Raw genomic sequence first — 23,719 nt, 5'->3', positions numbered from 1 at the left:
GGAAGAGGACTGCATTAATGAGCAAACTGAGCGCGGTGATCGCCGACGACGAGCGCCTGATGCGCGAGCAACTGCGCATGGCCTTGCAGCGGGTATGGCCGGAGTTGAGGATAGTGGCCGAGGCCCACGACGGCGCCGAGGCGGTGGAATTGGTGCGCGAACATAGCCCGGACCTGGCCTTCCTGGACATCACCATGCCGGTGCAGAACGGCATCGCCGCGGCGATGGAGATAGACGGCCTGTGCCCGGTGGTGTTCGTCACCGCCTACGACCAGTACGCGATCAAGGCCTTCGAGGAAGGCGCGGTGGACTATCTGCTCAAGCCGGTGGAGGACGAGCGGCTGTTGCGCACGCGCCAGCGCTGGGAGCAGCGGCAGCTGACGCTGCCGTCGCATTGGCAGGCATCCTTGCAACAACTGAGCCGCCAATTGGCGCGGCCGGATTATCTGCGCTGGATCAAGGCCTCGGTAGGCAACAGCCTGCGCATGATCAGCACCGGCGAGGTGCTGTTCTTCCAGTCCGATGAAAAATACACCCGGGTGCAGACCGCCGCTTGCGAAGCCTTGATCCGGATGCCGATCAAGGAACTGTTGCAGGCGCTGGACCCGGACGAGTTCTGGCAGATCCACCGCTCCACCCTGGTGCGGGTGGACGCCATCGAACAGATCAAGCGCGATGACGGCCAGCGCGGCCTCATGCTGCAGTTGCGCGGCTACCCCGAGCCGCTGGAAGTCAGCCGCAGCTACGCCCATCTGTTTCAGCGCATGTGAGCCAGCCGTCGCGGCCGGCATGAAAACTGCTTGATCCTGTCCCATGATCCATGGGGAGAACAAGATGATGCGCATCAGACTCGCGCCGGCGCTGGCGGCCGGCGATTATTCGCGCTTGAGCGCGCTGTTGGCCGATAGTGTGGCCGGCGGCGCCTCGGTGGGCTTCCTCGCGCCCTTGCCGCTGGCGGAGGCCGCCGCCTACTGGGCGCAGGTGGACGCGCTGTTGGGGCCGGGATTGCAACTATGGCTGGCGGAAGAGGGCGAGGAACTGCTGGGCTGCGTGCAGTTGGCGCCTTGCCAGCGCGGCAACGGCCGCCACCGCGCCGAGGTGCAGAAGCTCTTGGTGCATTCCGCCCGCCGCGGCCGCGGCGTGGCGCGCCAATTGATGGCGGTACTGGAAGATCATGCACATAAACAGGGCATCCGCCTGCTGGTGCTGGACACCGAGGCCGGTTCCGGCGCGGAGGAGGTTTACCGCAAGCTGGGTTGGCGCAAAAGCGGCGAGATTCCGGATTACGCCGCCAGCCCGGACGGCCGCCTGCATCCCACCGCCTATTACTTCAAACGGCTGTGATGCGCCCGACTGTGTGAAACCTCATCCGTGCGCCGCCGCGAAATAGCGATGTGGTGGCTGCCACGCCGTTTTGCCCCCGGTCGCGCTTGCTCGCGAGCATAGGTGCCGACTCCTAGCGCCGGCTTATCGCCGCCAGCGCGTCGCGCACCGCGGCGAGCGCCAGCTCCGGCTCGGATAATTGGGGGAAATGGCCGCTGCCGGCGGTGACGACGCGGCAGCCGCGCGGCGACAGCGCCGCCAGCCGACGTTGGCCGGCGACGCGAGCGTCCAACTCCGCTTGGGACGTCAGCCAAGGCAGCATCGGCGGCGCGGCGCACAGCAGGGTCAGCGGGATGTCGGGAAACGGCGGCGCCTCGGCGATCTGCTCCACGCTGCGGCTCAGCTGGCCGGTTTCGTTCAGGGTGTCCCTGTCCTGGGCCAGGTCCAAGGCCCGACGCAGCCATTGGCTCAGTCGGCCTTGCCGCGCCTGGCGCGCGTCCATCTCCTCCGGCGCGCTGGCGTCCAGCCACACCACGGCGGCCACTTCGCCGGCGTAGCTGCGGGCGAACAGATTGGCGATCAAGCCGCCCAGCGCGTGGGCCACCAGCACATAGGGCGGAGCCAGGTCCGCCTTGAACAGCAGCGCGCGCAGGGTTTCCATCATCGCCGCGCCGGTCTGCGCCTCGCGCGCGCTACCGCTATTGCCTATGCCGCAGCGGTTGTAGGCGAACACGGTGCCGAGCGCGGCGAGCGCGGGCAGCATCTTGTACCAGCCTTCCAGCGGAGCGCCGGCGTCGTTGATCAGCACGATGGGCGGCGCGCCGCTGCCGGCGAGCAGGTATTCCATCGGCACGCCGTCTATGGCGGCGCTGAGTTTGGGCGGCAGGGTGCTCATGGCGCAAGCGGGAGGCCGAAGGGCCTGAAAGTGGTCTATCTCCATGTTTTTGTAAGTAAAAAATTAATTCAGTTCCTGAATATCATGATGATGGTGCATTTTCTTGCGCAAACAACGGCCGGCTCAAGCGTTGGCCCAGCTCCTGCGCCAGGTAGTCCACCCAGGCGCTGACACGCGGCGCCAGCGCGCCTTGCTTGTAGAACACCGCCCAGATGGTCTGGCTCCACGGCAGGCTGATGGCGTCCAGCACCGGCAGCAAGCGGCCGCTGCGCAGATCTTCTGAGGTGAGCAGGTCGTTGAGACAGGCGATGCCGGCGCCGTGCAAGGCCAGGTGCAGCAGGGTTTCGCCGCTGGAGGCGGTCAGCGTCGGCTGGATCGCCAGCCCATTGCCGCCGCGGTGGCGCAGCGGCCATAGATTGAGCGTTTCCGGCGCGGTGAAGCCCAGCAGCCGGTGCCGCGCCAGCGCGTCCACGCTATCCGGCGCGCCGTGGCGGCTCAGATAGTCCGGCGCGGCCACCAGGCGGACGCGGCTGTCGCCCAGGCGGCGGGCATTGAGGCTGGAGTCCGCCAGCGCGCCCATGCCGACGCGGATGGCGACGTCGGCGCGTTCTTCGATCAGGTCGACGATGCCTTCCGCGCCGGTCAGCTCCAGCCGCACCTGCGGGTAGCGTTCCAGAAAGCCGGCCGTCAGCGGCGCGATCAGCCGGGTGAGGATGGGGGTGGCGGCGTTGACGCGCAGCAGGCCGCTGGGCTGGGCCAGGCTGGCGGCGAGTTGGGTCTCGGTGTCCCGTAGCTCGGCCAGGATATGGCGCGCGCGCTCCAGCAGCCAGCGGCCTTCGGCGGTCAGGTCCAGCCGGCGGGTGGTGCGGGTGATCAGCGCCACGCCCAGCTGTTTTTCCAGCCGGCTGACACTGCGGCTGATGCCGGACGGGGTCTGACCCAGGCGTTCCGCGGCGGCGGAGAAGGAGCCGGCGTCTATGACTGAGACAAACGCAATCAGCGCTTCCATTGGTAGCATTGTTGATTCCAAGTCAAAAGTTATTGTCAGTGAAGCGGATTTTTCCGCGGCTGGCAAGCGCGCAGAATGCGGCCCTATTCGCTGGGTCCGCGTGAGCGGGCCGATCCGGCTTTTCTTTGGGAGAACACCATGCCGCTTGCCTTATGGGCGCTGACCTTGAGCGCCTTCGCCATTGGCACCACCGAGTTCGTCATCGTGGGCCTGATTCCCACCGTCGCCGCCAGCCTGGGGGTGTCGCTACCGTCCGCCGGTCTGCTGGTCAGTCTTTACGCCTTGGGCGTGGCGGTGGGCGCGCCGCTGTTGACCGCGCTGACCGGCCGCGTGCCGCGCAAGCCCCTGCTGCTGGGGCTGATGGCCTTGTTCACGCTGGGCAATCTGGTGGCCTGGCAGGCACCGGGCTACCAGGCGCTGATGGCGGCGCGGGTGCTGACCGGCCTGGCGCACGGGGTGTTCTTTTCCATAGGCTCCACCATCGCCACCGGCCTGGTCAGCAAGGACAAGGCGGCCAGCGCCATCGCGCTGATGTTCAGCGGTCTGACGGTGGCCTTGGTGACCGGGGTGCCATTGGGCACCTTCATCGGCCAGACCCTGGGCTGGCAGGCCACCTTCCTGGCGGTGTCGCTGCTGGGCGTGCTGGCCTTCATCGGTAGCCTGTTGTTGGTACCCAGGGATATTCCGCAGCCGCCGCCGGCCTCGCTGGCCGCGCAGCTGGCGGTGCTGAAGCGGCCGCGGCTATTGCTGGTCTACGCGATGACGGCCTTGGGCTACGGCGGTTCTTTCATCGCCTTCACCTATCTGGCGCCCATTCTGGAACAAGTCAGCGGTTTCGCGCCGTCGCGGGTGGGGCTGGTGATGCTGGTGTACGGCGTGTCGGTGGCAGTGGGCAATATCTGGGGCGGCCGGCTGGCGGACCGCAAGGGGCCGGTGCGAGCCTTGCAACTGATCTTCGGCTTGTTGGCGCTGGTATTGCTGGCGCTGAGCTTCACCGCGCCGTCGCCGGCGTGGGTGCTGGTCACGGTGCTGGCCTGGGGCGCGGTGGCTTTCGGCAATGTGGCCGGTCTGCAGCTCTATGTGGTGCGGCAGGCGGAACGCGACGCGCCGCAGGCGGTGAACGTGGCCTCCGGCCTGAACATCGCCGCCTTCAATGTCGGCATCGCCGGCGGCGCCTGGGCCGGCGGCTGGGTGGTGGCGGAGCTGGGTCTGTTGGCCACGCCGTGGATAGGCGCCTTGGTGGTGTTGGCGGCCCTGGGCTTGACCACCTGGTCCGGCGTGTTGGACCGCCGCGCGGCGCGCGCGCCGACCATGTGTTCGCAAGCGGTTTGATCGCCGGCGCAGGATGATGGCAATAAAGCGCCGCAGGGCGCGTAACTGAAAGGATGTTTAATCATGGATATGCCAAAAATAGGTTTGGGAACCTTCCGCCTGCAAGGGCAACAAGTGGTGGACTCGGTTTTGACCGGGCTGGAGTTGGGCTACCGCCACATCGACACCGCGCAGATTTACGGCAACGAGGCCGAGGTGGGGCAGGCGCTGCGCCAGAGCGGATTGCCGCGCGAGCAGGTGTTTCTCACCACCAAGATCTGGACCGAGAACCTGGGGCGGGAAAAATTGGCCGACAGCCTGCGCCGCAGCCTGGATCTGCTGGGCGTGGAGCAGGTGGACATGACGCTGATCCATTGGCCGTCGCCCGGCGACGAACTGCCGGTGGCGGAATATATGGAAGCCTTGGCCCTGGCCAAGCAGCAGGGGCTGACGAGGCGGATAGGCGTGTCCAATTTCACCATCGCCCATCTGCGCCAGGCGCTGGCGGCGGTGGGGCCGGGCGAGATCGCCAATCAGCAGGTGGAAGTGCATCCCTTTTTGCAGAACCGCAAGCTGCTGGCCTTCTGCCGCGAGCAGGGCGTGCCGGTCACCGCCTATATGCCTCTGGCCTACGGCAAGGTGATGGACGAGCCGCTATTGCGCGAAATCGCCGCGCGGCATCGGGCCAGTCCGGCGCAGCTGGCCTTGGCCTGGCTGTTGCAGCAGGAGGTGGCGGTGATCCCGTCGTCCACCCGGCGCGCCAATCTGGCCGCCAATCTGCAGGCGGCGGCGTTGCGCTTGAGCGAGGCGGAGATGGACGCCATCGCCGGCCTGGAGCGGGGCGAGCGGCTGGCCGCTCCGGAATTCAGCCCGCGTTGGGATTAAGAGCCTGTTCAAAGTCTCGCGAGCAAGGGCGAGACAAGGCGAAAACGAGCGAAAAAGCGGAATGTACACGTGGTACATGAGCATTTTGAGCTTGGTTTCAACGCCGTATCGCCGAAGCGCAGCAGACTTTGAACAGGTTCTAAGAGGCGGCAGGTGGTAGCTTGTAGCGCGGCGGCAACTTGCAGCGGGGTTTGCCGCCGGTCAAGGAAATCGGGTTTGAGCGACATCTGTGGCTTGAGGGGGCTTTTCGGCCAGTGGTATGTTTGTGGTATTCCCGGCTCGGCCGCGCGCCGCGCCGTTTGATTCTCCATTTCTCCAGGTGGCGATGATGTCCAAACCCCGTGCCGTATATTTGCAGTCGGGCGGTCCGACTGCGGTGTTGAACGCTTCCGCGCAGGGCGCGATAGAAACCGCGCGCCAGCGCGGCCTGTCGATGTACGGCGCTTTCGACGGCCTGGCCGGCCTGCTCGACGGTCGGCTATGCGATATCGACGCGGTGTCGGACGAGGCCATCGCCCAGCTCGCCTTCATGCCGGGCGGCAGCTTTGGCGTCAGCCGGCGCATGATAGGCAGCTTCGCCGAGGCCGGCGACGACTGGCGGCGGCTGCGCGAGGTACTGGCCCGGCACGATATCCATTATCTGCTGGTCAACGGCGGCAACGGTTCGCTGGGCTGCGCCGAGCGCTTGGCGGAGTTCGAGCGCCACATGGGTTATCCGCTCAAGGTGGTGGGCATTCCCAAGACCATAGACAACGACCTGGTGGGCACCGACAACAGCCCCGGCTACGGTTCCTCCGCCAAGTTCCTGGCCAGCGCGATGCGCGAGGTGGGCCTGGACATGACCAGCATGGGCTGGGGCCGGGTCTTCATCATGGAAACCATGGGCCGCCATACCGGCTGGTTGGCGGCGGCCTGCGCGGCGGCGGCGCGCAATGAGCGCGAAGCGCCGCACTTGCTGCTGTTGCCGGAAGTGGCTTTCGACGCCGAGCGCTTCCTCGCCGCGGTGGACGACAGGCTGGCGCGTTTCGGCCAGTGCGCGATCGCGGTGGCGGAGGGCATCACCGACGCCGACGGCCGCTTCGTCGCCGAGGCCAAGAAGTCCGAGGTCTACGGCCATGAACAACTGGGCGGCGCCGGCCACTGGATCGCTCAACTGCTGCTGCGCGAGCGCGGCATTTCCGCGCACGTGGCGCAGGTGGATTATCTGCAGCGCGCCGGCGGCCATCTGGGTTCCAGCATGGATGTGCGCCAGGCCTACATCATGGGCGAGCGGGCGGTGGAATGGCTGCTGGCCGGCAAGAGCGGCGTGATGGCCGGCATCAAGCGCATTCAGGACCATCCCTATTGCTGGGACGTGGTGGAGGTGCCGCTATCGGAGGTGGGCGATCAGGAGAAGCGCTTGCCGCCGGAATTCATCGGCGCCGACGGCTTCAGCGTGACGCCGGCCTTCCTCGACTATGTGCGCCCCTTGATGGAGGGCGAGCGGATTCCGCCGTTCAAGGATGGATTGCCGGATTATCGGCCCATCGCCTGGCCCAAGGTGTGAGGGCGGGAGACACTGGATGGAAGAACCCGGCTGGCGCCGGGTTTTTTATTGCCCAGTTGCGTGGCGTTTTCAAACCCGGATTGAAAGAGTCTGCGCGCGGACGGCCTGTTTGCTGATGAGCGGCGTCTTCATACTGACGGTTGGAGGCGTAGGCCAGCGCGCGGCCGCCGCATCATCATCCCAAGAGCCTGTTCAAAGTCTCGCGAGCAAGAGCGAGACAAGGCGAAAACGAGCGAGAAAGCGGAATGTACAAGCGGTACATGAGCATTTTGAGCTCGGTTTCAACGCCGTATCGCCGAAGCGCAGCAGACTTTGAACAGGCTCTAAGAACGGAGAACCGCATCATGACGACATTACCCCTGACCAGCATCGCCGTGCTCAAGGCCAAGCCCGGCCAGCGCGAGGCCTTGCGCGAGGCCTTGACCGCCTTGGTCGAGCCCACGCGCCGCGAGGCGGGCAACCTCGATTACACCTTGTTCGAACTCACGGACGAACCGGGCAGTTTTTACATGCGGGAAGCCTTCGTCAGCCGCTCCGCGCTGGACGAGCACTTGGCCGCGCCTTATTTCCAGGCTATCGAAAAGCGCTTCGATGAATTGCTGGCTGAGCCGATCAAGCTGATTTTCCTCGACAAGGTGGCTTGAGGCGGGAAATGAAACAGGCCCGGCATGGGCCGGGCCTGTTGGCGGAGGGGGGGCTGGCTTACAGCACCAAACCGCCGATCAGCGCCGACAGAATGCTGACCAGGGTGGAGCCGTACACCAGTTTCAGGCCGAAACGGGACACCATATTGCCGCGTTCCTCGTCCAGGCCCTTGACCGCGCCGGCGATGATGCCGATGGAACTGAAGTTGGCGAAGGACACCAGGAAGATGGAGATCACGCCTATGGTGTATTCCGACAGCTGGGCGGTGAGCTTTTTCAGTTCCATCATCGCCACGAATTCATTGGTCACCAGTTTGGTGGCCATGATGCTGCTGGCCGGCATGATGTCGGCGGCCGGGATGCCCATCAGCCAGGCGAAGGGGTAGAACACATAGCCCAGCACGTACTGGAAGTTGACGCCGAAGATGGCGTCGAAGATGTGGTTGACGGTGGTGATCAGCGCGATGAAGCCGATCAGCATCGCGCCGACGATCACGGCGATCTTGAAGCCGGCCATGATGTAATCGCCCAGCATTTCGAAGAAGGACATGCGGTGGGCGGCCTCGGCGCTGATCAATTCATCGTCGTCCTGGCTGGCGTCGTAGGGGTTGATCAGCGACAGGATGATGAAGGTGCTGAACAGGTTGAGGATCAGCGCGGTGACCACGAAACGCGGCTGGATGATCTGCATGTAAGAGCCGACGATGGACATCGACACCGTGGACATCGCGGTGGCGGCCAGCGTGTACATGCGCTTTTCCGAGAAGCTGCCGATGATGTTCTTGTAGGCGATGAAGTTCTCGGACTGGCCGACGATCATCGAGCCGACGGCGTTGAAGGACTCGATCTTGCCCATGCCGCTGATCTTGGCCAGCACCCAGCCTATGCCGCGTATCACCCAGGGCAGCACGCGGATGTGCTGCAGGATGCCGATCAACACCGAGATGTAGACGATGGGCATCAGCACCTTGAGGAAGAAGCTGAACTCGCCCTGATTGAGCAGGCCGCCGAACACGAAGTTGGTGCCTTCGCCGGCATAGCTCATCAATTTGTCGAACACGCCGGCCACGCCGCCGACCAGGGTCAGGCCGTAGCTGGAGTGCAGCAGGAAGTAGGCCAGCGCCATTTCCACCACGATCAGTTGCAGCACGTAGCGGATCTTGATGTTCTTGCGGTCGCGCGCCACCAATTGGGTCAGCAGGAAGACCACCAGCAGTCCGAAGACGAATTGAAGTATGTGCATATCTATTGCCTTGATGGGCCGTCCTTCAGGCAGGAGCGGCGATGTTGGCGGGCGGGCCCGCTGTGTGTGCTTGCGATCTCGTTATCGGTTTAACCGGTGAATTTTGACATGAAGAGATGCGCTATTCCATGTAAAAAGCATTAGCGCCTCACTGTGCGCCAATCCGTCGTTGCCGACTACCCGTTTTGGTCAAACAAGCTGCATTGCCCGCCGGCAAAAATAAAGCCCCCGGCCGCGGCCGGAGGCTTGTCGCATGCGGGTTTATTGCGCTTGCTGTTCCGCTTCGCGGCGGGCTTGCTCGGCGAAATAATAATCGCGGCGCGCTTGCTTGGCGGCTGCCTTTTCCGCCAGTTCCTGCTCCTTCTTGGCGGCTTCCGCCGCCGCCTCGGCGCGCTGGGCGGCCTTGATCGCTTCGCGCTCGGCTTCCTCGGCGGCTTCGATCACGGCGATTTCGCTGCGGCTCTTGCACGGGCCGGTCTTTTCGAACCAGGCCACCGATTCCACGTGGGCGGTGTGCGGGAACATATTGATGATGCCGGCCGTTTTCAGCGTGTAGCCCTTGGTGTGCACCAGCACATTGGCGTCGCGCGCCAGCGTGGCCGGGTTACAGGACACGTAGACGATGCGCTTGGGCGCGGTGTCCTCGGTGATGGCTTTCAGCAGCTGCACCGCGCCGTCGCGTGGCGGGTCCACCAGCATCTTGTCGAAGCGACCGAGCGCGGCGAAGGATTCCTCGGTGACTTCGAACAGATTGGCCATTTCATAGCTGACCTTGTCCTGCAGGCCGTTGTGGGTGGCGTTTTCCACCGCGCGCTTGACCAGGGCCTGGCTGCCTTCCATGCCGTGAACCTTGGCACCGGAGCGGGCGATGGGCAGGGTGAAGTTGCCGATGCCGCAGAACATGTCGGCGATGCGCTCGCCCGGCTGTGGGTCCAGGAATTTCAGCGCGCGCGACACCATCACCGCGTTGATTTCAGGGTTCACCTGGGTGAACTCGGTGGGGTAGTAGGGCATCTCCACGCGGTATTCCGGCAGGCTGTAAGTCAGCTTGGGCGCGTCCAGCGGGTAGATCGGATAACAGGTGTCCGGACCCTTGGGTTGCAGCCAGATCTGCAGCGGCCGCGCCTGGCTGCCATGGGTGTCGGAGAAGGCGCGCAGCACGGCGTGGTCGGCATCGTTGATGGCTTCCATATTGCGGAACACCAGGATGTCCACCTTATCGCCCACCGCCAGCTCCACCTGGGGCATGCGATTGTTGATCGACAGCTTGTAGATCATCTCGCGCAGCGGCACGATCAGGTCCGAGATATGGCGCGGCAGGATATGGCATTCGCTCATATCGGTGATGTAGGTGGAGCGCTTCTCGTGGAAGCCCACCAGCACGCCGCCTTTTTTCTCCACCAGCCGCGCCGACATCCGCGCGCGATGGCGGTAATGCCAGGCCGGGCCGGCGATCGGGGTCAGCACTTGCTGCGGCTTGACCCGGCCGATGCGGGCCAGATTGTCTTCCAGCACTCTTTGCTTGACCGCCACCTGGGCGCTGAACTCCACATGCTGCATCGAACAGCCGCCGCAGGTGCCGTAATGCGGACAGCGCGGCTGTGTGCGCAGGAAGCTTTCCTTCAGCACCTGGCTGGTGTTGGCGTTTTCGTAGGACGACTTCTTGCGGTAGGCGCTATAGACCACGGTTTCGTACGGCAGCGCGCCATCGATGAAGATGGTCTTGCCGTCTACGTGGGCGACCCCCCGGCCTTCGTGATCCAGCGATTCGACCTGGGCGATAGTCTGTTTGTGCGTCATGGTGTTGCGTGGAAAATCAATCGGAAAGCGGTAATTTTCTCAAATTATCCGGCGGCGCGCAGGGGTTTTTTGCCGACGGCGGCGGCGGCGCCGACTTCGACCTCCAGCCCGGCCGCCTTCCATTGCGGAAAGCCGCTGTCCAGCCGCCTGGCGTTCAGGCCGCGCGCGCGCAGCGCCGCCACCGCCTGGGTGGACAGCACGCAGTAGGGGCCGCGGCAGTAAGCGATGATTTCGGCGCCGGCGCGCAGCTGCTCCAGACCGTGTTCCAGCAGCTCCGGCGGCAGATTGAGCGCGCCGGGCAAATGGCCGGCCGCGTACTCGTCCGCCGGGCGCACGTCCAGCAAGATGAGGTCGCCGTCGTTCAGCCGCCGCAGCAGTTCGTCCAGCGTCACGCCGTCCAGCGCCTCGGGCCGCGCCGCGGCATCGTTCAGCAGCGCGCGGATGGCGCCGCGTTGGTGCTCGGCCTGACGGCGCAGCGCGTCCAGCACGGCCAGAATGGGGCCGTCGCCCAGCCGGTACAACACATGCTTGCCGTCGCGGCGCGACAACACCAGTCCGGATCGTTTCAGGTGTTGCAGGTGTTGCGAGGCGTTGGCGATGGACAGGCCGGCCAATTCGGCCAGCCGCTCAACCGGGCGTTCGCCCTGGGCGACGTGTTCCAGCAACAGCAGGCGGTGGGCATGACTCAGGGTACGGGCCAATTCGGCCAGATCGGCGAAGCGTTCCGGAGCGGGCGGGGCGGCGGTGGGCATGAGCGGCTTTCAAAATATCATTCAATCAATCTATTTAATGATAGTCTATTGACTGGATTTTGTCTGCGCCTGCTCGTGCTCAGCGGCTTGCGGCGGACACTGAATGGTTCTGCGAGGAGAGAGCATGGATGCGATAGTGGAATGGCTGGCGCGCGGCGCGCTGGTGGGCGTCGGCGCCACGGCGGTGATGGACGCGTGGGCATGGCTGCTGCGACGGGGCTTTGGCGAGCCATCGCTGGATTATGCGCTGGTGGGGCGCTGGATAGGGCATTGGCGGCGGGGCTGCTTCCGCCACCAAGGCATTGCCCGCGCCGAGCCGGTGCGCGGCGAACGGGCGCTGGGTTGGCTCGCGCATTATCTGATTGGCGTGGTGTTCGCTTTGTTATTGTTGGCGGTCTGCGGCGCGGCCTGGTGGCGGGAGCCGACGCCGGGACCGGCGCTATTGTTCGGCCTTGCCAGCGTGGCGGCGCCGTTCTTGCTGATGCAGCCGGCGATGGGAGCGGGCTTCTGCGCCGCGAAGACGCCGCAACCCTGGGTGACGCGCCGGCGCAGCCTGATGGCGCACGCCAGCTTTGGCGTCGGCCTGTACGCGGCGGCCTGGATCTTGGCGCATTGGCCGGCGCTTTGAGGCAAAGCCGGCCGTGCTGACGTAAAACCGACAATATTGTCGGACAATATTGCTTGGGCCGAGGTTTGGTAATAGTCAGAATCTTGCTTTTCCACGCTTTCTGTTAGAATCGAACAATAGTGATTTCAAATATGGTGCGGTATGTTGAAGCGATGTATTGGGCTGTTTGGGGTGCTGGGATTGGGCGCGGCGACGGTTGCCGGCGCGGCGGTGATTCCCGAGCCCGATGTGCAAGTCAGCCCCGCTGGCCTGCATCTGGTGCTCAATCTGCCGCAAGCCAGGTTGTTCCAGTACCAGGACGGCCACTTGTCCAAGATCTACCCGGTGGCGGTGGGCAAGATGTTGACCCAGACGCCTATCGGCAGCTTCGACATCACCGGCATCTACAAGGCGCCGGCCTGGCATGTGCCGCGCTCCATCCAGGAAGAAATGCGCCGCAGCGGCAAGGAAGTGCAGACCGTGGTGCCGCCGGGGCCCAATAACCCGCTGGGGCCGGTGTTCATCCGTTTCGGCGAGGCCAAGCTGGGCCTGGGCTTCCATGGCACCAATGCGCCGGGTTCGGTGCCGGGCTTCCGCAGCCATGGCTGCGTGCGCATGAAAAACGATGACGCCTTGCTGCTGTCCAAGACCGTCGCCCGCGGCGACGCGGTGACGGTGGCCTATCAGACCGTGTTGCTGAATCAGGACGCGGCCGGCAATCTGTGGCTGACCGCTTATCGCAATCATTACAAGCAGGATGATCCTTCTTTCCCGATGCTGGCGGAAACGCTGCTGGCCTGGCAGAAGCAGAAGTCCGCGGTGGTGTACGGCGCGCGGGTGGATCAGGCCTTGAAGGCGCGCAAGGGCGTGCCGGTGTGCCTGACCTGCAAGGACGTGGCCAAGGCCAAGGTGGACGGCGATCTGGCGGTGGTGCGTTGGCTATCGCCCGGTCAGACCGGCGACACCCAGTTCGCGCGCGAGCCGGCTGGCCGCGAGCCGGGCGGCCCGCTGCCCACCCAGGCCGCGCCGCCGGCATCGGCGCCGCAACACGCTCCGGCGGCGGCGCCGTCGTCGGCGCCGTCTTCCTCGCGCGCCGCGGTGCGCGCCCAGCCGCGCGGCAACGGCCGCCCGGCCTGATTCAGTCGGCCATCTCTCCCGCCAATTCCCCAACGCGCCGCAAGGCGCGTTCGTACGCCGGGTTCCACGGATAGCAGCAGGACAGCCGCACGCAGTTGCGGTAGCGGCCCTTGGCCGAGTACAGCGCGCCGGGCGCCACGGTGATGCGTTCGGCCAGCGCGGCCTGGAACAGCTCCATGGTGTCCACGCCGCTGGGTAGCTCCACCCACAGCAGGCAGCCGCCGGACGGCGAGGTGGCGCGCGTCTGTGCCGGGAAGCAACTGGCGACGGTGCCGCGCAACCGTTCCATCTGGCTCATGAAGTGGCGGCGTATCAGCCGCAGGTGATGATCGTAGCCGCCGGTTTCCAGGTATTCCGCCAGCGTTTCCTCCAAGAGCCGCGGCTGGGCCAGCGAACTGGCGAACTTCAGCCGCGTCACTTCGCGCAGAAAACGCCCCGGCGCGATCCAGCCGATGCGGAAGCCCGGCGCCAGCGTCTTGCTGTAGCTGGAGCACAGCAGCACCCAGCCGTCGCGGTCATAGGCCTTGACCGCGTCCGGGGTGGCGCCGTCGTAATGCAGATCGGCATGCGGCACGTCCTCGATCAGCGGCACCTGGTATTCATTGACCAAGGCCGCCAGCCGCTGCTTGGCCTCGGCCGGCATGGTGCAGCCCAGCGGATTGTGCACCGTGGGCATGGCGACGATGGCGTTGAGCCGCTTTTCCGACAGCAATAGTTCCAGCGCGTCCAGCGACAGGCCGTTGGCCGGGTGGGTGGGAATCTCGATCACGCTCAGGCCCAGGTTCTTCAAGGTGGGCAGCAGCGCGAAATAAGTGGGCGACTCCAGTCCCACGGTGTCGCCCGGCTTGCAGCAGGCGCGCAAGGCCAGTTGCAGCGCCTCGGTGCAGCCATTGGTGATCACCAGGTCCTCGGCCGCCAGCACGCAGCCCCAACTGACCGCGCGCTGGGCGATCTGGCGGCGCAGCCGTTCCGAGCCGGGCGGGAACGGATAATCGGTGGTCAGTTCCGGATGCTGGCGCAGCAGCCGCCCCATGATGTGCTTGAAGCGGGTGGTGGGGTAGAAATCGCTGCCGCGCGGGCTGGCCAGCGACAGGTCGATGTAGTCGGCGCGGGTCTGCGCCGTCATCACCGCCTCGATCTGATCCACCACTTCGCCGGTGTGATGGGCGGCGCTTTGCCGGCGCATGCGCGGCAAGGGCAGGGTGGCGGCGGATTTGACGTAGAAGCCGGACTGCGGCCGCGCTTCTATCAGGCCGCGGTCTTCCAGCGTGCGATAAGTCATCAAGATGGTGGACGGGCTGACCTTGTGCATTTCGCAGGCCTTGCGCACCGAGGGCAGCCGTTCGCCGGGCTGCACCACCCCGGTCTGGATCAGGGTGATCCATTCGTTCACCAGTTGCTGATACAGGGGTTCATCGCTCATGCCCGGGCCTCGCTCACAGAATTTGTCGCTTCCATCGGTACAGTTTCCTTGGAAAATGACCGTAACAGTTTGTCGATTGTAAAACTGTTATGGTTCCAATTCAATTTTTCTGAATCTGTATTCGTCACTGCCGCGGCGTTATCATTTCCGCCATTGGAAACCAAGGCGTCCGGATCCTTCCGGCGTCTGCAATGGGCTGGAACGGTAATGAATTTTGTTGCATTGGTGACTTATTTGCTGGTGATGTCGATCACGCCGGGGCCGAACAATCTGGTGCTGGCGTCTTCCGGGGTCAATCACGGGTTTTCGCGCACGGTGCCATCGCTACTCGGCATGTCGCTGGGCTTGTCGGTTCAGGTGGGGCTGCTGACCGTGTTCCTGGGCGGGCTGATGTCGGTGATCGCCTCGGTGCAGGTCTACCTGGCGGTGGCCGGCTGCCTGTATCTGCTGTGGCTGTCCTGGGGCATGGCGCGCTCGGAGCCGGCCGCGGGCGAATCTGGCGGCGCGCCGATGGGGTTTTGGGGCGGGGTGTTGTTCAACTGGCTCAACCCGAAAGTCTGGTTGATGGGCTTCAATATCGCGATGGTGTTTCTGCCGGCCAAGATGAACGCCTGGCATGCCGGCCTGCTGTTCGCCGCGCTGACCTTCGTCATCGGCCTGCCGTGCATCGCCTTGTGGGCGGGCTCCGGAGTGGCCGCGCGCCGCTTGCTGGCGTCGCCGCGCCGGCTGCGGGCATTCAATTGCGGCATGGCGGCGATGCTGGCGCTGACCGCGGTCTGGCTATTGCTGGAAATGCTGCCGGCGCAGTCGATGCAGGCGTTGCCGCAAATGATTTGATGAATAGCTGAATCGATTGTGATGTCCTTGCGATGCTCATCGCCTATTCTGTCCAAAAGGATGGGTGGCCTATCGGCCAGGTAATCCGGACGAAGGGTCCGGGCCGAGATGGGCCGGTCAGGCGCAAAGCCGATATCGGGGGCATCATCAATGACAGCAGCGGGATTCGACGGCGTGTACCGTTCGAGCACGTCGTTCTACGGGGATCAACCATCGCCGTCTCTGGTCCAGTATCTGGACAAATATCATGTATCGGCCGGCGGCGCCGGCCTGGATTTGGGCTGCGGCCAGGGGCGCAACGCCTTGTTCCTGGCGCGGCTGGGCTTTGCGATGACGGCGGTGGATGGCTCGTCCGAGGCGATTGCGCGCCTGGGCGAAACGGCGGACGAACGCCGCCTGAACGTGGCCGGCAAGGTGGCGGACCTGGCCGGTTTGCAACTGGATGCGGAGCATTACCGGCTGATCGTCGCCAACACCTCGCTGGACCATCTGGACGCGGCCGCCGGGGCGGCGCTGGCGCGGCGGATGGAGGAGGCGCTGGAGCCGGGCGGTTATCTGTTCGTGTCGGTATTCATGGTCAACGATCCCGGCTGCGATGCCCAGGGCCGGGTGGCGAGCGAGACGGCGTCCTATGTCCGGCACTACTATCAGCCGGACGAGTTGCGCCGTCAGTTCGCCGCGCTGACGCTATTGGCCTACCAGGAGGAGTTCGCGCTGGATGTCGGCCATGGTCGGCCGCATTATCACGGCATCGCCCGATTGTTTGCGCGGCGCGATCATTGAGCGCGCGGCGTAGCCGAGATTAAATGGGGTCTCGGGATTCCCGCGCCCGGTGTATCACCCCCTCCTTGTCGGCCGGCCGCCAGCCGGCCGGCTTCAGCACCTTGCCGTCCTCGCGGCGCACAATCTTGCCGTCCACGCATTTGCGCATATTGGCGGCGTGGATTTCGCGCGCCATCTCCTCCAGCGGCAGACCTTGCGACATCAGCAGTCCGCTGAGCACATTGAGCACGTCCACGCCTTCGGCCAGCAGTTCCGCCATCCGTCGCGAGCGTTCCGCCTCGTCGCCGTCCTGGCGTTTATAGTCGGCCAGCGCGTGCTGGAATTCGGCCAGTTCTTCCTCCAGCATGGTTTCCCACATTGCCAATTGCTGCGGCTGCCACTGCGGTCGCGCCGGGCTGGGGATGTCGAACTGCTGCATGAATTGGCGGCGCAAGGCAAAGAAATTTTCCATGATGTAGATTTTTTTGTTTTTAATAATCTATATATTGTGTTTTATTGCGGTGCTAGGCGCAAGGCTTGGCCAAGAAAAAACCCCGCCGGAGCGGGGTTGTCGAGCGGGGCGGCTGGCTCAGGCCTGCGCTTGCAGCGCCGCCAGCGCGTCGAAATAATCGGGGAAGGTCTTGGCCACGCACTTGGGGTCGTTGATGGTGACCGGCGCGCCCAGCAGCGAGACCAGGGAGAAGCACATCGCCATGCGGTGATCGTCATAGGTGTCGATTTCGGCATCGGGGGTCAGCGCCGACGGCGGGGTGATGCGGATATAGTCCTGGCCTTCTTCCACCACGGCGCCGACCTTGCGCAGCTCCGCGGCCATCGCGCTCAGGCGGTCGGTTTCCTTGACGCGCCAGCTTTCGATATTGCGCAGCGTGCTGGTGCCGTCGGCGGCCAGCGCCGCCACCGCCAGGGTCATCGCCGCGTCCGGGATGTGGTTGAAGTCGGCGTCTATCGCCTTGAGCGGGAGCGTGGCGCTGGCTTCTATCCAATTGGGGCCCATGCGCACTTCGGCGCCCATCAGCCGCAGCGCGTCGGCGAATTTGACATCGCCCTGGATGCTGTCCGCGCCCACGCCTTCCACCCGAACCGGGCCGCCGGCCAGCGCGCCGGCGGCGAGGAAATAGGACGCGCTGGAAGCGTCGCCTTCCACGTGCACTTCGCCCGGGGAGATATAGCTCTGGCCGCCGGGGATGGTGAAGCGCCGCCAGCCGTCGCGTTCAACCCGCACCCCGAAGCGCGCCATCAGGTTGAGGGTGATTTCGATATAAGGCTTGGAGATCAGCTCGCCGCTGACTTCGATGACCGCGGTTTCGCCGGTCAGCGGCAGCGCCATCAAGAGGGCGGTGAGGAATTGGCTGGACACATTGCCCTTCACCGGAATGGGGCGGCCGGCTTCCAGTTGCGCCGGCATGATGGTCAGCGGCGGGAAGCCGGTATTGCCCTGGTACTGGATTTGCGCGCCGGCCACGCGCAGCGCGTCCACCAGGTCGCCGATCGGCCGTTCGTGCATGCGCGGCACGCCGCTGAGCTGGTAATGGCCCTGCATCAGCGCCAGCGCCGCAGTCAGCGGACGGAAGGCGGTGCCGGCGTTGCCCAGGAACAGGTCGGCGTTCTTGACCGGGAATTCACCGCCGACGCCTTGCACGCGGAAGTCGCGGCTGTCGCCGATCTGCTCGATCTCCACGCCCAGCAGCTTCAGCGCCGCCAGCATGTGGCGGATGTCGTCCGAATCCAGCAGCTCGCGCACCAGGGTGCTGCCATTGCCCAGCGCGGCCAGCAGCAAGGTGCGGTTGGAGATGCTTTTCGAGCCGGGCAGCTTGATGGCGCCGGATAGATGGCGGACGGGGGCGAGATGCAGTTGTTCCATGGCGGTTCTGAGTCTTGTGTGCTTGATTGGCGGATGGCGCCGCGGCGCCCGTCGGACAATGTAACCGCCATCGCCGCATTTGCGCAAACCCGGCGCCGGGTTTCGCCGCGCGGAGAATCTTGCTGTGCCGGCCGGCGGCTTGCGATAAAATCGCCGGTTTGGCCGGCTGGCCACGCATGTGGCCGCCAGCGCGAATTTTTGCAAGGATTTATCAGCACATGACCGCACCTGTCATCGCCATCGACGGCCCGTCCGCCTCCGGCAAGGGCACTGTCGCCGCCCTGGTCGCCGCGCGGCTGGGTTTTCATTATCTGGATTCGGGCTCGCTCTACCGGCTGCTGGCGCTGTTCGCGCTGCGCCGCGATATCGCTTGGGACGACGAGGCGGAGCTGGCCGCCGCCGCCGCCGGCCTGCCGGTGGAATTCGCCGATGGCGCGGTGTGGCTGGCCGGCGAGGACGCCAGCGCGGCGATCCGGGCCGAGGAGATCGGCATCGGCGCGTCCAAGGTGGGCGCGCTGCCGGCGGTGCGCGCGGCGCTGCTGCAGCGGCAGCGCGATTTTTGCCGGGCGCCGGGCCTGGTGACCGATGGCCGCGACATGGGTTCGGTGGTGTTTCCCGCCGCGGCCTTGAAGGTGTTTTTGACCGCCAGCGCGGAGGAGCGCGCGGAGCGTCGCTATAAGCAGTTGATCGGCAAGGGAGATTCTGCTAATCTCCCACAGATTCTGCAGGACATTATCGATCGGGACGCGCGCGATGCCGCCCGGACGGTAGCGCCGCTGCGCCAGGAGCCGGACGCCTTTTTGCTCGATACCACGGAGCTGACCATAGACCAGGCGGTCGCACAGGTCCTACGCTGGTTCGAGGAAAGACAGGTCTCCGGCCTATGATTTTTTTGTCGGGTGAAAATGCTGCAAAGCAATAAACCCCTTGTGCAACCCTAACCCCGCACGCCGCAAGGCGCGCACCGAGAGTACGCTTGATGACTACCCTCTCCATGGAAAACTTCGCTCAGCTGTTTGAAGAGAGCCTGACCCTTCACGACATGCGCGTGGGCGAGGTGATCACTGCCGAAGTCGTAGCAGTTGATTCCAACTTTGTTACCGTAAACGCCGGCCTCAAGTCCGAGTCCCTGATCCCGGCCGAAGAATTCAAGAACGACCAAGGCGTGGTCGAAGTTGCCATCGGCGACTTCGTGACCGTAGCCATCGACGCGCTGGAAAACGGCTTTGGCGAGACCAAGCTGTCCCGCGAAAAAGCCAAGCGCCTGGCCGCTTGGGTTGAGCTGGAAGAAGCGCTGGAAACCGGCAAGATCCTGTCCGGTCTGATCAGCGGCAAAGTGAAGGGCGGCCTGACCGTTATGGTCAACGGCATTCGCGCCTTCCTGCCGGGTTCCCTGGTTGACGTGCGTCCGGTGAAAGACACCACCCCGTACGAAAACAAGCAGATCGAATTCAAGGTCATCAAGCTGGATCGCAAGCGCAACAACGTGGTTGTGTCCCGTCGTTCCGTGCTGGAAGAAACCCTGGGCGAAGAGCGCAAAGCTCTGCTGGAAACCCTGAAAGAGGGCGCCATCATCAAGGGTATCGTCAAGAACATCACCGACTACGGTGCGTTCGTTGACCTGGGCGGCATCGATGGCCTGCTGCACATCACCGACCTGGCATGGCGCCGCGTGAAGCACCCGTCCGAAGTTCTGGCCGTGGGCGACGAAGTAGAAGCCAAGGTACTGAAGTTCGACCAAGAGAAGAACCGCGTATCCCTGGGTCTGAAGCAACTGGGCGAAGATCCGTGGGTGGGCCTGTCCCGCCGCTACCCGTCCGGCACCCGTCTGTTCGGCAAGGTGACCAACCTGACCGACTACGGCGCGTTCGTGGAAATCGAACAGGGCATCGAAGGCCTGGTGCACGTGTCCGAAATGGACTGGACCAACAAGAACGTACACCCGTCCAAGGTTGTTCAGGTTGGCGACGAAGTGGAAGTCATGATCCTGGAAATCGACGAAGACCGTCGTCGTATCTCCCTGGGCATGAAGCAGTGCCTGGCCAACCCGTGGAACGAGTTTGCCGACAACTTCCACAAAGGCGACAAGCTGAAGGGCGCGATCAAGTCCATCACCGACTTCGGCGTGTTCGTTGGCCTGCCGGGCGGCATCGACGGCCTGGTTCACCTGTCCGACCTGTCCTGGAACGAAGCTGGCGAAGAAGCCGTGCGCAAGTTCAAGAAGGGCGACGAGGTTGAAGCCGTTGTTCTGTCCATCGACGTTGAGAAAGAGCGCATCTCCCTCGGCATCAAGCAGATGGAAGGCGATCCGTTCAACAACTTCGTTGCAATGAACGACAAGGGCGCCCTGGTTAAGGGTACCGTGAAGTCCGTTGACGCCAAGGGCGCCGTTGTGGCCCTGGACACCGATGTTGAAGGTTACCTGCGCGCTTCCGAACTGTCCCGCGACCGCGTGGAAGACGCTCGTTCCGTGCTGAAGGACGGCGAAGAAGTCGAAGCCGTGATCATCGCCGTGGACCGCAAGTCCCGCAACATCAGCCTGTCCATCAAGGCTAAAGACGCTCAGGAAGACAACGTTGCTCTGAAGAGCCTGTCCGTAGACAGCGCTTCCGCTGGCACCACCAACCTGGGTGCCCTGCTGAAGGCAAAACTGTCCGGCTCTAACGAGTAATTGAGACATGACCAAATCTGAGCTGATCGCTAGGCTGTCGGAACGACTTGCCGAGCGCAATTCTCAGTTGGTCTACAAAGACGCTGAATTGGCCGTCAAAACCATTTTGGATGCGATGGCCAATAACCTGGCGCAAGGGAATCGGATTGAAATCCGCGGTTTCGGCAGTTTTGATTTGAACTACCGTCCGCCTCGGATTGGCCGCAACCCCAAGTCGGGCACCAGCGTCTCGGTTCCTGAGAAATATGTGCCGCATTTCAAGGCTGGCAAGGAATTGCGCGAACGCGTCGACCTGTCCCTGATGGAGCAGAGCGAGGCCTGAGCGTCAATCTCCGGCTTAGCGAATCCGAAGCGCCGCTTTTGCGGCGCTTTTTCTTTGCGTCGCGGAAATTCCAGCTTGGGTTGCGCCGGGCTATCGTTTAAACTTGCACTCCGGCAAACAAATCGAGCGAGATCATGCGTTACCTGCTTCGTATCGTTGAATTGGCCCTGTTGGTATTCCTGATCGCGGTCACCGTGCAAAATAGCCACGCCGTCGAATTCAAACTGTTCTTCGGCGAGTCCTGGTCCGCGCCGTTGATCGTGTTTCTGCTGTTGTTCTTCGTCGCCGGCGCGCTGGTGGGCCTGTTGGCCACGCTGGGCTATTATCTGCGCAGCCGGAAAGAGCTTTCCCAATTGAAAAAAGAATTGCGCAACAGGCCTCCCGCCAGCAAGGTGATCAGCGATCCCAGCGACGCGATCGCGGACTGAGGAGGCCGGCGAGAGCGGCTGACAAAACCGGGTCTTGAAGCCCGCGTCGCCCGATGGGGCGCGCCGGGCGTTCGGGCGGCCGGGTTTTATCAGCCGTTCTTTTGTGATGCCGCTAGCAGCGGCTGTTGTTGTTTGTCCGGAAAGGATTGCTGTTGGAACTGGATTTGTGGTGGTTGCTATTGTTTCCGGCCTTTTTTGGCCTGGGTTGGTTTGCCGCGCGCGTGGACATGCGCACCGTGCTGAAACAGGCCAAGGCGGTGCCCACCGGCTTTTTCCGCGGCCTGGACGCCTTGGTGGAAGACAAGACCGACGTCGCCGCCTCGGCCTTGGCCGAAGTGGCGCGCCAGCAGGGCTCGGCGCTGGAATTGCAGCACACCTTGGGCAAGCTGTACCGCAAGCGCGGCGAGAACGACCGCGCCATCCGTCTGCATCAGCGCATGCTGGACGCGCCGGACCTGCCGGCCGAGCACCGCGACGCGGTGCGTTTCGAATTGGCCCAGGATTTTCGCAAGGCTGGTCTAGTGGACCGGGCCGAGGAAATTCTGCTCAAGCTGCAGGACGGCAATATGGGTCTGGCGGCGCGGCGCCAGTTGCTGGACATCTATCAGCAGGACCGCGACTGGAACAAGGCCATCGCCACCGCCAAGGAGCTGCGCAGCGACGCGCACTCCTTCCAGCACGAAGTGGCGCAGTTTTACTGCGAGCTGGCTCAGGGCGAGCTGTATAAATCCAATAGCGAGCAGGCGCGCCATTATGTGGGCGAAGCGTTTGCCGCCAACCGCAAATGCGTGCGCGCCAGCCTGATTCTTGGCGATATCGAATTCACCGAAGGTCGCATCGACGCGGCGATCGCCGCCTGGCAGAACATCGAAAAGCAGAACTACGAGTATCTGTCGATGGCGGCCGAGCGCATGTTCGACGCTTACGAGCGCATGGACAAGCCGCTGGAAGGCATCGCGCTGCTGCGCGGCTACCAAAAAACCTTCCCGCAGCTGGAGTTGACCGATCTGCTGTACCAGAAGATCGCCACCTACGAGGGCGAGGAAAAGGCGCTGGAAGTGGCGCGCGAGGGCGTGCACGCGCGCCCCAGTCTGTCCGGCGTGTATCGGCTGATCGAGGCGCAGATGGACGAATTGAGCCCGGAAGGGCGGATGGACGCGGAAGTGGCGCGCGCCTTGGTGCTCAAGCACGCGCAGCGCCTGAGCGTGCATCGTTGCAAATGCTGCAACTTCCGCTCGCGCGCCTTTTTCTGGCATTGCCCGGCCTGCGGCGAGTGGGAAGGCTTCACCGCCAACCGCTCGGAATCGCAGTAACAAGACATGGCTTAAGATTAAGCAGCCGCCCTGAGAACCTGTTTACGATCTGCTGCGCGTCGGCGGGATGGATGGAAATGGGCGTTGAAACCAAGCTCAGTGCTCATGTACCACCTGTACATTCCGCTTTTTCGCTCGTTTCCGCCTGGTCTCGCCTTCGCTCGCGAGATCGTAAACACGTTCTGAGCGGCTGCGCTGATTTGAATACCGGCCGCCGGCAAGCGTCGGCGGCAAGAATGGAGCAAGCATGAATCCTTTGATCGCAGCCGGCTTTGCACGGCCGGCTTCGCCCGTGGTCGTGGCGCTGGACTTCGCCGACGCGGATAGCGCCTTGAATTTCGCCAGCCGGCTGGACCCGAGCGAGTGCCGGCTCAAGGTGGGCAAGGAGTTGTTCACCTCCTCCGGCCGCAGCCTGGTGGAAAGCCTGGTGGCCAGGGGATTCCAGGTATTCCTGGATTTGAAGTTCCACGATATTCCCAATACCGTGGCCCATGCCTGCAAGGCGGCGGCGGAAGCCGGCGTCTGGATGGTCAATGTGCACGCCTCCGGCGGCCGCAGGATGATGGAAGCGGCGCGCGAGGCCTTGGCGCCTTACAGCCAGCGTCCGCTGCTGATCGCCGTCACCGTGTTGACCAGCATGGAAGCCGCCGACCTGGCCGAAATCGGCGTCACCGTGTCGCCGCAGGAACATGTGCTGCGCCTGGCCACGCTGACGCGCGACTGCGGCCTGGACGGCGTGGTGTGCTCGGCGCAGGAGGCTGGCGAGCTGAAAGCCGCGCTGGGCCAGGATTTCAAGCTGGTGACGCCGGGCATCCGCCTGGCCGACAGCGCCGCCGACGACCAGCGCCGGGTGATGACTCCGGTGACCGCGCTGGCCGCCGGCTCGGACTATCTGGTGATCGGCCGGCCGCGCAACCCCGCCGCCGCCC

Annotated in this window: 24 protein-coding genes; 16 read left to right on the top strand and 8 right to left on the bottom strand. The window is 64.1% G+C overall.

The features are described from left to right. Nucleotides 1-17: 17 nt before the first annotated feature. Together ACE3QM_RS02460 and ACE3QM_RS02455 are read left to right on the top strand one after the other, a co-directional pair. Nucleotides 18-770: a LytTR family DNA-binding domain-containing protein gene (locus ACE3QM_RS02460; protein ID WP_231463953.1), complete on the top strand. Its 753-nt coding sequence runs from the start codon at nucleotides 18-20 to the stop codon at nucleotides 768-770. A gap of 64 nt (nucleotides 771-834) precedes the next feature. Next, nucleotides 835-1,344 (top strand): N-acetyltransferase family protein, encoded by a 510-nt coding sequence (locus tag ACE3QM_RS02455; RefSeq protein ID WP_374419960.1) that lies wholly within the window; start codon nucleotides 835-837, stop codon nucleotides 1,342-1,344. A 112-nt stretch (nucleotides 1,345-1,456) separates the two neighbouring features. Here ACE3QM_RS02455 and ACE3QM_RS02450 read toward each other — a convergent pair whose 3' ends face one another. Beyond that, complete coding sequence (locus ACE3QM_RS02450; protein WP_374419959.1) at nucleotides 1,457-2,218, bottom strand: alpha/beta fold hydrolase; 762 nt, start codon at nucleotides 2,216-2,218, stop codon at nucleotides 1,457-1,459. Nucleotides 2,219-2,300: 82 nt separating this feature from the next. Next, nucleotides 2,301-3,236 carry a LysR substrate-binding domain-containing protein gene (locus ACE3QM_RS02445; protein ID WP_374419957.1) on the bottom strand — a complete coding sequence of 312 codons (936 nt, stop codon included), beginning with the start codon at nucleotides 3,234-3,236 and terminating at the stop codon, nucleotides 2,301-2,303. A gap of 129 nt (nucleotides 3,237-3,365) precedes the next feature. Between ACE3QM_RS02445 and ACE3QM_RS02440 the strand changes: the two genes are divergently transcribed. From ACE3QM_RS02440 to ACE3QM_RS02425, 4 genes are all read left to right on the top strand, one after another. Next, complete coding sequence (locus ACE3QM_RS02440; protein ID WP_048411665.1) at nucleotides 3,366-4,559, top strand: MFS transporter; 1,194 nt, start codon at nucleotides 3,366-3,368, stop codon at nucleotides 4,557-4,559. A gap of 63 nt (nucleotides 4,560-4,622) precedes the next feature. Then, entirely contained in the window at nucleotides 4,623-5,423 is an 801-nt protein-coding gene (dkgB, locus tag ACE3QM_RS02435) for a 2,5-didehydrogluconate reductase DkgB (RefSeq protein WP_048411664.1), read from the top strand. Between the two features lie 328 nt (nucleotides 5,424-5,751). Continuing rightward, nucleotides 5,752-6,969, top strand: coding sequence for a 6-phosphofructokinase (locus ACE3QM_RS02430; RefSeq protein WP_082151188.1), 1,218 nt, complete (start codon nucleotides 5,752-5,754; stop codon nucleotides 6,967-6,969). A gap of 344 nt (nucleotides 6,970-7,313) precedes the next feature. Beyond that, nucleotides 7,314-7,613, top strand: coding sequence for a putative quinol monooxygenase (locus tag ACE3QM_RS02425; protein ID WP_374419953.1), 300 nt, complete (start codon nucleotides 7,314-7,316; stop codon nucleotides 7,611-7,613). Between the two features lie 58 nt (nucleotides 7,614-7,671). On the opposite strand, the gene ACE3QM_RS02420 is transcribed toward ACE3QM_RS02425, so the two are convergent. The 3 genes from ACE3QM_RS02420 to ACE3QM_RS02410 all read right to left on the bottom strand — a co-directional run bounded on the left by ACE3QM_RS02420 (nucleotide 7,672) and on the right by ACE3QM_RS02410 (nucleotide 11,408). Further along, the gene (locus tag ACE3QM_RS02420) at nucleotides 7,672-8,856 is read right to left on the bottom strand and encodes a NupC/NupG family nucleoside CNT transporter (protein ID WP_231463938.1); all 1,185 of its coding nucleotides are present in this window, start codon (nucleotides 8,854-8,856) and stop codon (nucleotides 7,672-7,674) included. 261 nt (nucleotides 8,857-9,117) lie between these two features. Continuing rightward, nucleotides 9,118-10,656 carry a 23S rRNA (uracil(1939)-C(5))-methyltransferase RlmD gene (gene rlmD / locus ACE3QM_RS02415; RefSeq protein WP_231463937.1) on the bottom strand — a complete coding sequence of 513 codons (1,539 nt, stop codon included), beginning with the start codon at nucleotides 10,654-10,656 and terminating at the stop codon, nucleotides 9,118-9,120. Between the two features lie 44 nt (nucleotides 10,657-10,700). Beyond that, nucleotides 10,701-11,408: an ArsR/SmtB family transcription factor gene (locus tag ACE3QM_RS02410; RefSeq protein WP_374419949.1), complete on the bottom strand. Its 708-nt coding sequence runs from the start codon at nucleotides 11,406-11,408 to the stop codon at nucleotides 10,701-10,703. 124 nt (nucleotides 11,409-11,532) lie between these two features. Here ACE3QM_RS02410 and ACE3QM_RS02405 point away from each other — a divergent pair, with 124 nt between their 5' ends. Together ACE3QM_RS02405 and ACE3QM_RS02400 are read left to right on the top strand one after the other, a co-directional pair. Continuing rightward, nucleotides 11,533-12,036: a DUF2938 domain-containing protein gene (locus tag ACE3QM_RS02405; RefSeq protein ID WP_374419947.1), complete on the top strand. Its 504-nt coding sequence runs from the start codon at nucleotides 11,533-11,535 to the stop codon at nucleotides 12,034-12,036. Nucleotides 12,037-12,177: 141 nt separating this feature from the next. Continuing rightward, complete coding sequence (locus tag ACE3QM_RS02400; RefSeq protein ID WP_374419945.1) at nucleotides 12,178-13,152, top strand: L,D-transpeptidase; 975 nt, start codon at nucleotides 12,178-12,180, stop codon at nucleotides 13,150-13,152. 1 nt (nucleotide 13,153) lies between these two features. On the opposite strand, the gene ACE3QM_RS02395 is transcribed toward ACE3QM_RS02400, so the two are convergent. Then, nucleotides 13,154-14,575 carry a PLP-dependent aminotransferase family protein gene (locus ACE3QM_RS02395; RefSeq protein ID WP_048411658.1) on the bottom strand — a complete coding sequence of 474 codons (1,422 nt, stop codon included), beginning with the start codon at nucleotides 14,573-14,575 and terminating at the stop codon, nucleotides 13,154-13,156. Between the two features lie 207 nt (nucleotides 14,576-14,782). Here ACE3QM_RS02395 and ACE3QM_RS02390 point away from each other — a divergent pair, with 207 nt between their 5' ends. After that, a complete protein-coding gene (locus ACE3QM_RS02390) occupies nucleotides 14,783-15,412 on the top strand; it encodes a LysE family translocator (RefSeq protein ID WP_374419942.1) in 630 nt (209 codons plus the stop codon). 150 nt (nucleotides 15,413-15,562) lie between these two features. Beyond that, nucleotides 15,563-16,195 carry a class I SAM-dependent methyltransferase gene (locus ACE3QM_RS02385; RefSeq protein WP_374419940.1) on the top strand — a complete coding sequence of 211 codons (633 nt, stop codon included), beginning with the start codon at nucleotides 15,563-15,565 and terminating at the stop codon, nucleotides 16,193-16,195. Between the two features lie 19 nt (nucleotides 16,196-16,214). Here ACE3QM_RS02385 and ACE3QM_RS02380 read toward each other — a convergent pair whose 3' ends face one another. Both ACE3QM_RS02380 and aroA read right to left on the bottom strand, forming a co-directional pair. Beyond that, nucleotides 16,215-16,646: a phosphoribosyl-ATP pyrophosphohydrolase gene (locus tag ACE3QM_RS02380; RefSeq protein ID WP_374419938.1), complete on the bottom strand. Its 432-nt coding sequence runs from the start codon at nucleotides 16,644-16,646 to the stop codon at nucleotides 16,215-16,217. A 117-nt stretch (nucleotides 16,647-16,763) separates the two neighbouring features. Continuing rightward, entirely contained in the window at nucleotides 16,764-18,056 is a 1,293-nt protein-coding gene (gene aroA, locus ACE3QM_RS02375; protein ID WP_231461674.1) for a 3-phosphoshikimate 1-carboxyvinyltransferase, read from the bottom strand. 218 nt (nucleotides 18,057-18,274) lie between these two features. On the opposite strand from aroA, the gene cmk reads away from it, so the two are divergent. From cmk to pyrF, 6 genes are all read left to right on the top strand, one after another. Continuing rightward, nucleotides 18,275-18,943 (top strand): (d)CMP kinase, encoded by a 669-nt coding sequence (cmk, locus tag ACE3QM_RS02370; protein ID WP_374419936.1) that lies wholly within the window; start codon nucleotides 18,275-18,277, stop codon nucleotides 18,941-18,943. Nucleotides 18,944-19,035: 92 nt separating this feature from the next. Next, nucleotides 19,036-20,727, top strand: coding sequence for a 30S ribosomal protein S1 (gene rpsA, locus ACE3QM_RS02365; RefSeq protein ID WP_156183983.1), 1,692 nt, complete (start codon nucleotides 19,036-19,038; stop codon nucleotides 20,725-20,727). Between the two features lie 7 nt (nucleotides 20,728-20,734). Beyond that, nucleotides 20,735-21,049: an integration host factor subunit beta gene (locus tag ACE3QM_RS02360; protein WP_048411652.1), complete on the top strand. Its 315-nt coding sequence runs from the start codon at nucleotides 20,735-20,737 to the stop codon at nucleotides 21,047-21,049. A 134-nt stretch (nucleotides 21,050-21,183) separates the two neighbouring features. Next, nucleotides 21,184-21,477, top strand: coding sequence for a lipopolysaccharide assembly LapA domain-containing protein (locus ACE3QM_RS02355; protein WP_231461671.1), 294 nt, complete (start codon nucleotides 21,184-21,186; stop codon nucleotides 21,475-21,477). A gap of 152 nt (nucleotides 21,478-21,629) precedes the next feature. Further along, the gene (gene lapB / locus ACE3QM_RS02350; protein WP_231461670.1) at nucleotides 21,630-22,790 is read left to right on the top strand and encodes a lipopolysaccharide assembly protein LapB; all 1,161 of its coding nucleotides are present in this window, start codon (nucleotides 21,630-21,632) and stop codon (nucleotides 22,788-22,790) included. Between the two features lie 247 nt (nucleotides 22,791-23,037). Further along, a partial coding sequence (pyrF, locus tag ACE3QM_RS02345; protein WP_374419932.1) for an orotidine-5'-phosphate decarboxylase occupies nucleotides 23,038-23,719 on the top strand: 682 nt, incomplete at its 3' end.

It is taken from the genome of Chromobacterium sp. (genome assembly GCF_041912965.1).
GTDB lineage: Bacteria > Pseudomonadota > Gammaproteobacteria > Burkholderiales > Chromobacteriaceae > Chromobacterium > Chromobacterium aquaticum.
Note: the sequence above shows the minus strand (reverse complement) of the source record. Positions and strands in the feature narration are given on the sequence as shown.

Coding starts and splice junctions, on each gene's coding strand:
- ACE3QM_RS02380 (WP_374419938.1), bottom strand. CDS start 16,646: ATGGAAAATTTCTTTGCCTTGCGCCGCCAATTCATGCAGCAGTTCGAC.
- cmk (WP_374419936.1), top strand. CDS start 18,275: ATGACCGCACCTGTCATCGCCATCGACGGCCCGTCCGCCTCCGGCAAG.
- ACE3QM_RS02430 (WP_082151188.1), top strand. CDS start 5,752: ATGTCCAAACCCCGTGCCGTATATTTGCAGTCGGGCGGTCCGACTGCG.
- ACE3QM_RS02405 (WP_374419947.1), top strand. CDS start 11,533: ATGGATGCGATAGTGGAATGGCTGGCGCGCGGCGCGCTGGTGGGCGTC.
- ACE3QM_RS02360 (WP_048411652.1), top strand. CDS start 20,735: ATGACCAAATCTGAGCTGATCGCTAGGCTGTCGGAACGACTTGCCGAG.
- ACE3QM_RS02460 (WP_231463953.1), top strand. CDS start 18: ATGAGCAAACTGAGCGCGGTGATCGCCGACGACGAGCGCCTGATGCGC.
- aroA (WP_231461674.1), bottom strand. CDS start 18,056: ATGGAACAACTGCATCTCGCCCCCGTCCGCCATCTATCCGGCGCCATC.
- ACE3QM_RS02450 (WP_374419959.1), bottom strand. CDS start 2,218: ATGAGCACCCTGCCGCCCAAACTCAGCGCCGCCATAGACGGCGTGCCG.
- rlmD (WP_231463937.1), bottom strand. CDS start 10,656: ATGACGCACAAACAGACTATCGCCCAGGTCGAATCGCTGGATCACGAA.
- ACE3QM_RS02395 (WP_048411658.1), bottom strand. CDS start 14,575: ATGAGCGATGAACCCCTGTATCAGCAACTGGTGAACGAATGGATCACC.
- ACE3QM_RS02455 (WP_374419960.1), top strand. CDS start 835: ATGATGCGCATCAGACTCGCGCCGGCGCTGGCGGCCGGCGATTATTCG.
- ACE3QM_RS02355 (WP_231461671.1), top strand. CDS start 21,184: ATGCGTTACCTGCTTCGTATCGTTGAATTGGCCCTGTTGGTATTCCTG.
- ACE3QM_RS02420 (WP_231463938.1), bottom strand. CDS start 8,856: ATGCACATACTTCAATTCGTCTTCGGACTGCTGGTGGTCTTCCTGCTG.
- rpsA (WP_156183983.1), top strand. CDS start 19,036: ATGACTACCCTCTCCATGGAAAACTTCGCTCAGCTGTTTGAAGAGAGC.
- ACE3QM_RS02390 (WP_374419942.1), top strand. CDS start 14,783: ATGAATTTTGTTGCATTGGTGACTTATTTGCTGGTGATGTCGATCACG.
- ACE3QM_RS02400 (WP_374419945.1), top strand. CDS start 12,178: ATGTTGAAGCGATGTATTGGGCTGTTTGGGGTGCTGGGATTGGGCGCG.
- ACE3QM_RS02385 (WP_374419940.1), top strand. CDS start 15,563: ATGACAGCAGCGGGATTCGACGGCGTGTACCGTTCGAGCACGTCGTTC.
- ACE3QM_RS02410 (WP_374419949.1), bottom strand. CDS start 11,408: ATGCCCACCGCCGCCCCGCCCGCTCCGGAACGCTTCGCCGATCTGGCC.
- ACE3QM_RS02425 (WP_374419953.1), top strand. CDS start 7,314: ATGACGACATTACCCCTGACCAGCATCGCCGTGCTCAAGGCCAAGCCC.
- ACE3QM_RS02445 (WP_374419957.1), bottom strand. CDS start 3,236: ATGCTACCAATGGAAGCGCTGATTGCGTTTGTCTCAGTCATAGACGCC.
- dkgB (WP_048411664.1), top strand. CDS start 4,623: ATGGATATGCCAAAAATAGGTTTGGGAACCTTCCGCCTGCAAGGGCAA.
- ACE3QM_RS02440 (WP_048411665.1), top strand. CDS start 3,366: ATGCCGCTTGCCTTATGGGCGCTGACCTTGAGCGCCTTCGCCATTGGC.